The following is an 8,953-nucleotide window of genomic DNA, read 5'->3' on the forward strand; positions in this document are numbered from 1 at the left end:
ACCATTTTCAGTTTGGCCGCCCAAAATGAAAATGGTCTAGCCGCCCCTGGTCGATGTGTGGCCGGTTTGTATTCCCATGTCTTCCAAAATGATGAAGCTGACCATCTGGAAGTAAGTTTGAACAATCCTCACGATCAAAGCGGCCACCCGATGCATTCGCTGCGAGGGTCGATTTGGCGGACAAAGCACTTATTCGCTGTACGTTTTGTAAACGACCGCTCCGCGCGCCCAATTCGGACGTTCAATTTTTCGCGGTTCGTCCTGAAAGCCGACATTCGTTGTGATCAAAACCAATGGCCGAGTTGCGGACAATACTGACCTTCCTGATAGGTCACAACACGAAAGTAGACCGCCTCAAAAATACACTGTATTGATGTTTCCATGATCCTCCGCATCCGATCCGGACAGCAAACAGATGTCGCCGCGTGCGTCGACATTCTACGCGATTGGGCGGCAGAAACTCCCTGGATGGCCGAGCTGGATGAGCGGCAATCGATGCAGAGATTTTGGAGCGATATCTTCAGGACCGATTTGGCATGGATTGCGGAAATGGGAAACCGCATCGTTGGGTTCTGTACCCGAAATGACGACAATATCGGTGCACTCTACGTCGTAGCCGAAGCGCGAAGCACCGGTATCGGCAAACGTTTGCTGGATATGGCCAAGGCAGATCGCGAAGAGAACCTACACGCGCTGAGATTTTATAAGCGAGAGGGCCTCGTCGAGATTGGCCGGGAAATCGAGAGCGAATCAAACCTTATGAATATCGAGCATCGCTGGACCAGACCAAGCTAACATTCAGATGCCTTTCCGGGCTCAAAGCAGGCCTTCGCTGCATTCTGCAAGAACAAAAGCTTCGCGCTTCCAATTCGGTCGACTGGTAACTTGAAAACACATCCCGAAAGCCGTCATTCACCGCAGACGGATTAAATTCACAAGTTGGGCGTGGAATAGCCGTTCATTGTGGGTCGGATGAAGGTCTTATGCTGGACTCTCCAAACCTCTTCAGCGGTGCTTTTTTTAAAGGCAGGGCGTTCCTAACGATGCACAGAGGACATATATTGGTCTGGAAGAATGAGTGACCAAGCAGAGACCGGAGACTGATGTGTCACCAAGTAAGAGCCGCGTTGAAAGACTGATTGATACGATAGGTGCAGAGTTCCAGTCTCATCTCATCGACTTGTGGAACACCTCCACAGTCTTTGATATTCAAGACGGCGCAGTTCAAAAGATGATCTCACGCGAAGCGCCATTTGGTGTCATTGGGATCAAGATCCTGATGCGCAATCCGGGAGACGTAAATCGTCTTTTTGAGCACCAATGGAATTTCAGCATCGGGATCACCGGATGTGAATTCACGCTTTTGGATGTCGATTACCAGAACGACGTTTGGATCGGTGATGCCAATTCCGCCGAATTCGCTGGGCACGAACACACTGCCTTCAAATCGGTTGAACACATGATTGCCTTTCTTGGCGACGATTTCGGTGTCGGAAATGTCTTCATCGAAAAAATTGGTGCTCTCTGCCCCAGCCTGCTTGAAAAGCCACCATTGTTCTTTCGACTGCCGCGCAGGGCGCCACCCGCCTACAGATATACAGAAGCCCCCCGGGCCATTCGTGAGGAGATGGGCCTTTCACCTGATGACGGCATGGTTCTGATTGAGGCGATGATCAAAGAACACGGGATTGACCCGTACAAGATCCTTCTGTCCTTCCAGTCTGATGAAAACTTCTGGCTGGTTGATCTCCCTGAAGCGCTTGTGGACGATTACCAGCATGGCCTGATTGATCCAAGCCTTGGTGAACACCACTCAAACCTTGAGGTTGGAGTATCCATTACAGCAGAGGCTCTGAGGAACAGGGTCAGGAATCAGTCAAACAGCGCTGAGCGCGATAACGGCGTCTTTTTCTCCATGTCTGGAAGCGGTTCTGCGTCAGGTTATTTGAACGGATTGAATTGATTTTACGTTGGCCGGGGTCATCTTTTTTTGCTGCGAGAAGGCGCGCAACTCCCGACAGTCTCCTCTCTGGCTCAAAACCGACCTTCGCTGCGAGTGTACTGAACGGCAACAATGTGCCTTCATTTCAGCCATACATTGGCTCGTGACGAGGTTCCAAAACCGGACGTTCGTTGTGTGGAGAACAAAAGACTGAGATTCTGACTAAGCGCTATTTCGCTGAGGTTACGCCAATGTCTTCTTCTGAGACCTTGATAGAGCGCCGATAGGGATCCTCCTCATTACTTCTTCCAATGAGGCACCCAGTTTCCATCCATTCGCAGTGACACTCCCGCAGCATCTTCTTCCAGCTTGACCACATGCAGTTCGCCTTTTTCGCCGCCGTAAAGTTGTCGCGCTTCCTCAAATTGCGCGCGCACCAGTCGCGTTGCTGGCGCTGCTGTCCCAGCATCATCACAGGCCTCGACAATGAGTCCCAAATCTTTTTGACATAGGTCCAGCGTGAAGGATGGATCGTAGTGCCCAGCAAAGACCGACGGGGCATCATGGTGCATGCACCAGCTTTCGCTGGCCCCGATCTTTAGAGCGTCCCACGCGCGCGGCAAATCAACGCCGGATTTCACAGCCATGACCAGTGCTTCGCCCATCGCGGTGGCGTGTATGGCCCAGAGCTGATTGCTGGCGAGTTTGGTGATCGAGCCGCTGCCGCTTTGGCCCATGTAGTGCATAGGGCCCATCAACTCCATCACAGGACGTATACGTTCAATAGTTCCTTCGTCGCCACCGGCGAATTGGGTCATGTTTCCATTGCGCGCACCATCAACGGCACCGGTAACCGGTGCATCGACCGCCTGGACCCCGTTGCTCGCAAGTTCTTTGCCAAGAGTCCGCGCCAGACTGGGCTGGTTGGTTGTCATATCGACCCAGATTTGACCTTCCCTCATCGCCGAAAGAAGCCCGTTCTCACCTCGCACCACTTGTTCGATCTGCTTTGGACCAAACACCATGGTGAAGACGATTTCCGCACCCTTGGCGGCCATAGCGGGCGTGTCAGCCCAAGTTGCTCCTAGTTCAATATGCTGTTTGGCACGGTCAGGGTCCAGATCACAAACCGCCAACCGATGCCCGCCTTTGATCAAATTCAGGGCCGCCGCCCCACCCATCGTGCCAAGCCCGATAAAGCCAATGCGCATGTGTTCGTCTCCCAAGGTAGGTTTTTATGCGGTGGCTAAGATTTCATCAGTCGATTGAACCATACCAAATTCGCCGTTAAGGTTTGCGAGCGTGACTGAGTGAATTTGCTTGGCGGTATGGGTCACACCATCTGGCCCCGTTGTGTCGTAGGCCCAAACAGCGTCAGAAACATAGACCATATCAAAACCAAGGCTGCTGGCCGAACGTGCAGCCGATTCCGCGCAGTGATTGGCGGTTGCACCACAGATGATCACGCGCTCAACACCGGCATCTTGCAAATCCGACAGAAGTGTCGTTCCGACAAATGCGCTGGATACGTGCTTGATGATCACCTGCTCATCGTTCAGAGGCGCTGCAAATGGCTGAACAGCAGCGCCTGGTGCGTCTGGATGAAACGGATCATCCGGATCAATGCCATGGTGATGGACATGGATGATCTTGTCGCCGGAAGCGCGAAACTGCGACAGCAATCGTGCGATGTTTTCGGAAGCTTCAGGGCATGATCGCGCGGCACCGGCGGCGTCTTCATGAGCGAGTGCCATTTGCACATCAATAACGAGAAGAGCAGTTTTCATTCAGGTTTATCCTTATTGCGCCTGTGCTGACGCGGCTTTGCGATCGCTAAGAATTTTTTCGACACGTCTGCCATAGATGCGCACATTGATGTCGTCGCTAATGACGCGGCCTTCTTGTTCATCGTAGGTCAAAATTGCTGTAACTCTGGGATGTGCACCACGCACTTCGGTAACACCATGCAAGGAATATCCGCCGCGAAACAGCGTGAACGTTCCGGCTCCCCGGTCGAATTTTTGCGCCTGCGACATGTCACCTTCTAGCAAGCGATCCACGGCATCGCGGTCTTCTGTCTCATCGGTGCGGGAATTGGGAAGGAAAGCAAAATCGCCACCACTTTCCGCAGCTTTCAAAAGCAACGTTACTGTGCATTCAGTCGTGTCGTAGTGCCATGCGTGCCAACTGCCAGGGTAAAGTGCCACAACATTCAATGCTTGAAATTCATCAGCGCAGCGGTAAAGCACGGGCTTCTTTTGTACACGTCGGACGAAATCAGTGAGAATCTCTGACTGATAAAGCTGTTGGATCAACGTGTTTGAGGGCAATTGGTCGTTGGCCAATTGAGTCGCAACATGGGTATATTCGCGGCGTCTGGGGTCATCTGCAGGCAAATTTGGATCAATTGCACCCTGATAGATGTTTCGCTTTATGGTCAGAACCTCGGCACCTGGCAAAAGGTTGGTCGCTTCGTCTTCAAGGGCGACAAGGGCATCAGGGCGGATGAACCCATCCAAATTGCACCAGCCGAGCGTTTCCATATGGTCCTGACACGTTTTGAGAAACTCCGCGCCTTCGCCTGTCTCCAGATCAGCAATCGGGTAGCGTGCCAGATCGACAAGGTTCAGGGCCATGTCTGTTTCTGTGCCGAGGCTGGTCTGTGGCATCGTATTCTCCCTTTAAACACTGGCCTCACATTTGAGGTGCTTCCCATTGTTAAGCGGGCTTTGACAGTAAGAAAAACGAAACTATTTGCTCTCATGAACATAAATTTTTTATCCTATTGGGATGAAAAAGAACCTCAACTTGAATTGGCTACGCACCTTCGACGCCGCCGCCCGGCACCTTAGTTTCACAGCTGCAAGCCATGAACTGGGCCTGACCCAAACGGCAGTCAGTCAGCACATCAAAGGCCTAGAGACCAAGTTGGGGCAAAACCTGTTCATTCGCGGTGCCAGAAGTCTGCAGCTTACGGACATCGGTCAGGCCTACTTGATCTCAGTGCGTGACGCCCTTGAACACATCGAGTTTTCAACAAGCGGGCTTTTCGGACCAGAGTTGGATACAACCATCATTGTGCGCGCCTCTGCGGCGATGATCATCTGGCTTTCACCGAAATTATCTGCCTTCCAGGGGGGACATCCCAACATCGGTATCAAGCTTGTAACATCGCTGTGGCAAAACGAGCTGGAAAAACATCCCGTAGATGTCGAGATTTTGTTGGCCGCGCAGAACCAATCTGACCCACGCATGGTCAAGCTGTCAGACGAGCGGATCGTACCCGTTTGCGGGATTCAAACATCAACGAAGATCCAAAGTCCTGCAGATCTGGGTCAGCTCGAAGCGATTCACGTCTTGGGCTTTGATGACCATTGGGCGCGTTATCTTTCTGCCAATGGCCTGCCAACTGACAACATTTCCCCGCGCATTGTCGTTGATACCTCTGTAGCTGCCTGTGAATTGGCAGCATCCGAGAACGGATGTGCCATTATGTTTGAGCGGTTTGCGCAGCAAGCCATCGCGGCGGGTCGAACTATCAAAATTGTCGGTGATCCGTTCGCAAACGGTCAGTCACATTACGTCGTCCAACGAAATACTGCCACAGCCGAGAAACGCGCATCAACGGCATTTTGTGAATGGTTGGCAACCCGCTTTTGAGGATTGCCCCGCAACCACCAGGTTAGATCTGTAAATGTATGGGAACATTTCGAAAATACCTTCAAGCGGCCATTCGTAGATCTTGCAGCATCGGTTGAACTGGGCTCAAAGCGGTGATTTGTTGCACAGAGCACGAAAGTCAGCTTTTGGCCGGGAGCAACAGTCGACCTGATTTGTGCGAATGTTCGATTTGCTAGAAGCCTGTTCCAAAACCCGCTAGTCGCTTCCCGGCCCCAAGGTCGACGTCGCACTGGGCCCAAGGCAGATCCGCAATGAGATCCAAGCCGCCATTCATGGCACTTGATCGATGGCGGTTTCTGATGGTGGCACTCCGGATCTCACATGTTTCAGTTCTTTTAAAAAAAATCTCCCCCGTTAGTCCTGTGAGCTAACGGGGGAGATCGCATTGTTCACGGCAAATTCTGGATTTGGGCTATTGGCCCAGGCCACTTTCTATTTGCTGCTTTTGCCGAAAGCCTCAGTTCGCCTCGACCTTGATATTCAGAAGATCCGGCAATGTTTGCGGAGCTGCCATGCTGCCGAGGATCTGGGCCAGGGGGACAGGATTTGCCGGTGCGATCGTGACTTTCAGTTCCTTCGGATTGTTCAGGAACTTTGTTGCAGCGTCCTGGACCATCTTTGTGAAGGCTTCGTTGCCGATCGGAGCGGTTGCATCCACGGCCTGGCTTACCAGTACCTCACGGAAGACATTTTCCGGAATGCCTTGTGCTTCGGCGACATGTTTCAGGCCCTTTGTGGTCAGTCCGGCATCTCTGAAAACGAACGAGGCGTCGACAAATTGCGCGACAATTGCTGCCATCTGACCCTGTCCTTCCGGATCTTCAAACAGTTCCTTGGGAACATTGGCAAAGCGGGCGGAAGCTTCCGCCATACCGAGCCCCTCGATTTCGAGCATCAGGCGTTCCAGCCGCAGCTCCAAAGTCGCTTCATCCCAGTAGAAACGGGTTTCATCCGACCAGACGACTTCCTCCAGGCCAAGTTCCTGTAGAAGAGCCTGGACCTCGGCATCCTCAATGGCCTTTACCGGAATCCGGATACCGTCATTTCTGACGAAGAAGCTCGTCGGTACAGGTGGAACGGTGGTCGAGACACTCATTTCAGCCTGGCCGATCTGGGTGAGGCCCACATCGGGAACGTTCACAAGCAGGCTTTCCACTTCATAGCCAAATGAACGCGGCATGAAGGCACGGGCAACCTCCAGCGGGTGGTTTTCGCCAAAACTTGGATCCGCGACCAATGTGTCGATCATAGCGCGCATCGGTTCATATTCGGCGAACTCGATGTCGCGGATTGCAGCCCAGTCGAGTTTGACCGAGGCCCCTTCCGGGAGGTTGGGCGCATCCAGCCCGACCATCATCATTTCGCCGATACCATCGGAACTTATGTCACTCAGAGCCACTTCCTTGATGGAAACAGTGCTTTCTTCCGGTGAAACTATGGGTGGAACAGTCACCTTGATGCCGCTCATCCGGGCATCTTCCATTGCAAAGGAACGGTAGAGTTGGAAGAGATTGGTGATCAACTCTTCCGGCGCCGGTTCCTGAGCGCTCAAAAGGTCATCAAGCAGTGACAGGAGGCTGTTTTCACGCTTTAGGATAGTGAAGTTGGTTCCAGTGACCTTCTCGACATCTATCTGAAGGGGAACACCCGGGGCAATCTCCTGGCTGCTTGTGTAGTCGACAGCCGACACAGAGCCGACGAGGGTGCGTTCTTCACTGCTTTCAGGAACGGCCGGATCGAAAAGGTCGATAAACGCGGCAATATCCATGTCCTGGTAAATTGTCTTACCCTGGCTTGTTGTCTGGGAAAGCATGCCACCGGAGGATATGTCCAGCGTCTGCAAATTCTGGGTCATGCTGTCGATGGAATATTCTCCGACGCGCCCGTCAGCTGCATTTGCTATCCGGTATCCGTCCAATTGCATTGTCCCGGAAAGAACAAGCGTTTCCTGATCACCGCTGGTTTCATAAGCTTCAATCGTCAGACCGGTGCTGTCGACCTTCACTTCGTCATAGGAGGTCAACAAGGTGGCTTTTACGAACGGCAGCCACCGGCTAACCTGGTGATCCGGATCTTCAGCCGGGATCTCGGGCATGGTGAAGCTGTAGTTTGTTGCCAAAGTTCCGGCGAGGCGGCCGTCGATTTTCAGGCGACCTGCCCCTTTGGCCTCTCCGGTAACAAGAAGCTCGGTATCGTCGGAATAGGTCCAGCTGGCAGCGGAAAATTCGTTGTTGTCGTGGGTCAGGCCGGTAATGGTGACGGTGCCGGAGACCATCGAAATCAAATAGTCCAGTTGCTTCAGATCAGCCGGTGTGCTGGTTGTTGCATCGTCGTTTCCGGTTGCGTCCGGCTTTTCTTCCGGACTTTCCGTGAATGTTCCTGAAAAGGTGAGTTTGCTGTCGGTAACGGTGAGCGTGTCGCTTCCCGTATCATAGTCGATCGCCCCGTTTTCAACCTGGAGGCCAAGCTTTTTCAAGCCCTCGACATAGGCATTGAACGCTGCAAGGCCAGTGTCTTCAGCAAAGGCTGATCCGGACACAAGCGCCAGTGCGGTACTGAGCGAAAGAAGCTGGGCTCGGGCTTTCGCGGTTCGGGGAATGGATCGATATGAGGATAGAGAAATCAATGTTTTGGCTCCAAATCGGATGATCGGAAATGACCGCGTCAATCAAGGTCAGATCGCATATAGGGAGACTTCTTCGGCCTGTCCATGACTATGTACCATTCTCAGGACAAGGTCGAATCACGTGCGGGGTATCAGGACGTGGATATTTGCCATTCGGTTTTTACACTTTCATCGGTTTCACCTGGCATTGCGGCTGTTTTCCGGTGAAGGATCGTCTCAGCAGGTGCCAGCTGGGAAAAGGCCCAGACGGCTGCGCCCCTGACGGTCGCGTCCGGGTCTTCCAGCAGCGGAACGATCTTTTCCAGAAGGCTTGGGCGTTCCGAATTGCCGGCTGCGATCAGGACGTTGCGCAGGAACCTGTTGCGCCCGATCCGCTTGACCGGGGAACCTGAAAAGAGTTTGCGGAAGGCCGGGTCATCAAGCTCCAGGAGATCCGCAAGTTGTGGGCTTTTCAAGTCGTTTCGGGCAACCAGCTTGGCTTCTCGGGCGGCATCGGCGAATTTGTTCCACGGGCAGGCTGCCAGACAATCGTCACACCCGTATATCCTGTTGCCCATCGGCTTGCGGAATTCAACAGGTATGGGGCCGGGGTGTTCGATCGTCAGATAGGAGATGCATCTTCGCGCGTCGAGCCGATAGGGCGCAGGAAATGCATCTGTCGGGCAGCTGTCGAGACAGGCCCGGCACGAGCCGCAATGATCCTG

9 protein-coding genes are annotated in these 8,953 nt (G+C 53.1%); 4 read left to right on the forward strand and 5 right to left on the reverse strand.

The genetic code is table 11. The features are described from left to right. The 3 genes from K5905_RS20000 to K5905_RS20010 form a co-directional block, all read left to right on the forward strand. On the forward strand, positions 1-318 hold a 318-nt coding region (locus K5905_RS20000), incomplete at its 5' end, for a hypothetical protein (protein WP_297586917.1). A 63-nt stretch (positions 319-381) separates the two neighbouring features. Beyond that, positions 382-795: a GNAT family N-acetyltransferase gene (locus tag K5905_RS20005; protein WP_297586918.1), complete on the forward strand. Its 414-nt coding sequence runs from the start codon at positions 382-384 to the stop codon at positions 793-795. A 283-nt stretch (positions 796-1,078) separates the two neighbouring features. Beyond that, a complete protein-coding gene (locus tag K5905_RS20010; protein WP_297586919.1) occupies positions 1,079-1,963 on the forward strand; it encodes a hypothetical protein in 885 nt (294 codons plus the stop codon). Positions 1,964-2,241: 278 nt separating this feature from the next. Here K5905_RS20010 and K5905_RS20015 read toward each other — a convergent pair whose 3' ends face one another. The 3 genes from K5905_RS20015 to K5905_RS20025 are packed head-to-tail and all read right to left on the reverse strand — an operon-like array spanning position 2,242 to position 4,485. Further along, complete coding sequence (locus K5905_RS20015; RefSeq protein WP_297586920.1) at positions 2,242-3,153, reverse strand: NAD(P)-dependent oxidoreductase; 912 nt, start codon at positions 3,151-3,153, stop codon at positions 2,242-2,244. 24 nt (positions 3,154-3,177) lie between these two features. Then, complete coding sequence (locus K5905_RS20020) at positions 3,178-3,729, reverse strand: isochorismatase family protein (protein WP_297586921.1); 552 nt, start codon at positions 3,727-3,729, stop codon at positions 3,178-3,180. Between the two features lie 12 nt (positions 3,730-3,741). After that, positions 3,742-4,485, reverse strand: coding sequence for a hypothetical protein (locus K5905_RS20025; RefSeq protein ID WP_297586922.1), 744 nt, complete (start codon positions 4,483-4,485; stop codon positions 3,742-3,744). 247 nt (positions 4,486-4,732) lie between these two features. On the opposite strand from K5905_RS20025, the gene K5905_RS20030 reads away from it, so the two are divergent. After that, the gene (locus K5905_RS20030) at positions 4,733-5,602 is read left to right on the forward strand and encodes a LysR family transcriptional regulator (RefSeq protein WP_297586923.1); all 870 of its coding nucleotides are present in this window, start codon (positions 4,733-4,735) and stop codon (positions 5,600-5,602) included. 478 nt (positions 5,603-6,080) lie between these two features. On the opposite strand, the gene K5905_RS20035 is transcribed toward K5905_RS20030, so the two are convergent. Next, the gene (locus K5905_RS20035; RefSeq protein WP_297586924.1) at positions 6,081-8,249 is read right to left on the reverse strand and encodes a hypothetical protein; all 2,169 of its coding nucleotides are present in this window, start codon (positions 8,247-8,249) and stop codon (positions 6,081-6,083) included. Between the two features lie 131 nt (positions 8,250-8,380). Further along, positions 8,381-8,953: tRNA epoxyqueuosine(34) reductase QueG (gene queG, locus K5905_RS20040; RefSeq protein WP_297586925.1), on the reverse strand; the 573-nt coding region annotated here is incomplete at its 5' end.

The sequence above is a fragment of the Roseibium sp. genome (genome assembly GCF_025698965.1).
GTDB lineage: Bacteria > Pseudomonadota > Alphaproteobacteria > Rhizobiales > Stappiaceae > Roseibium.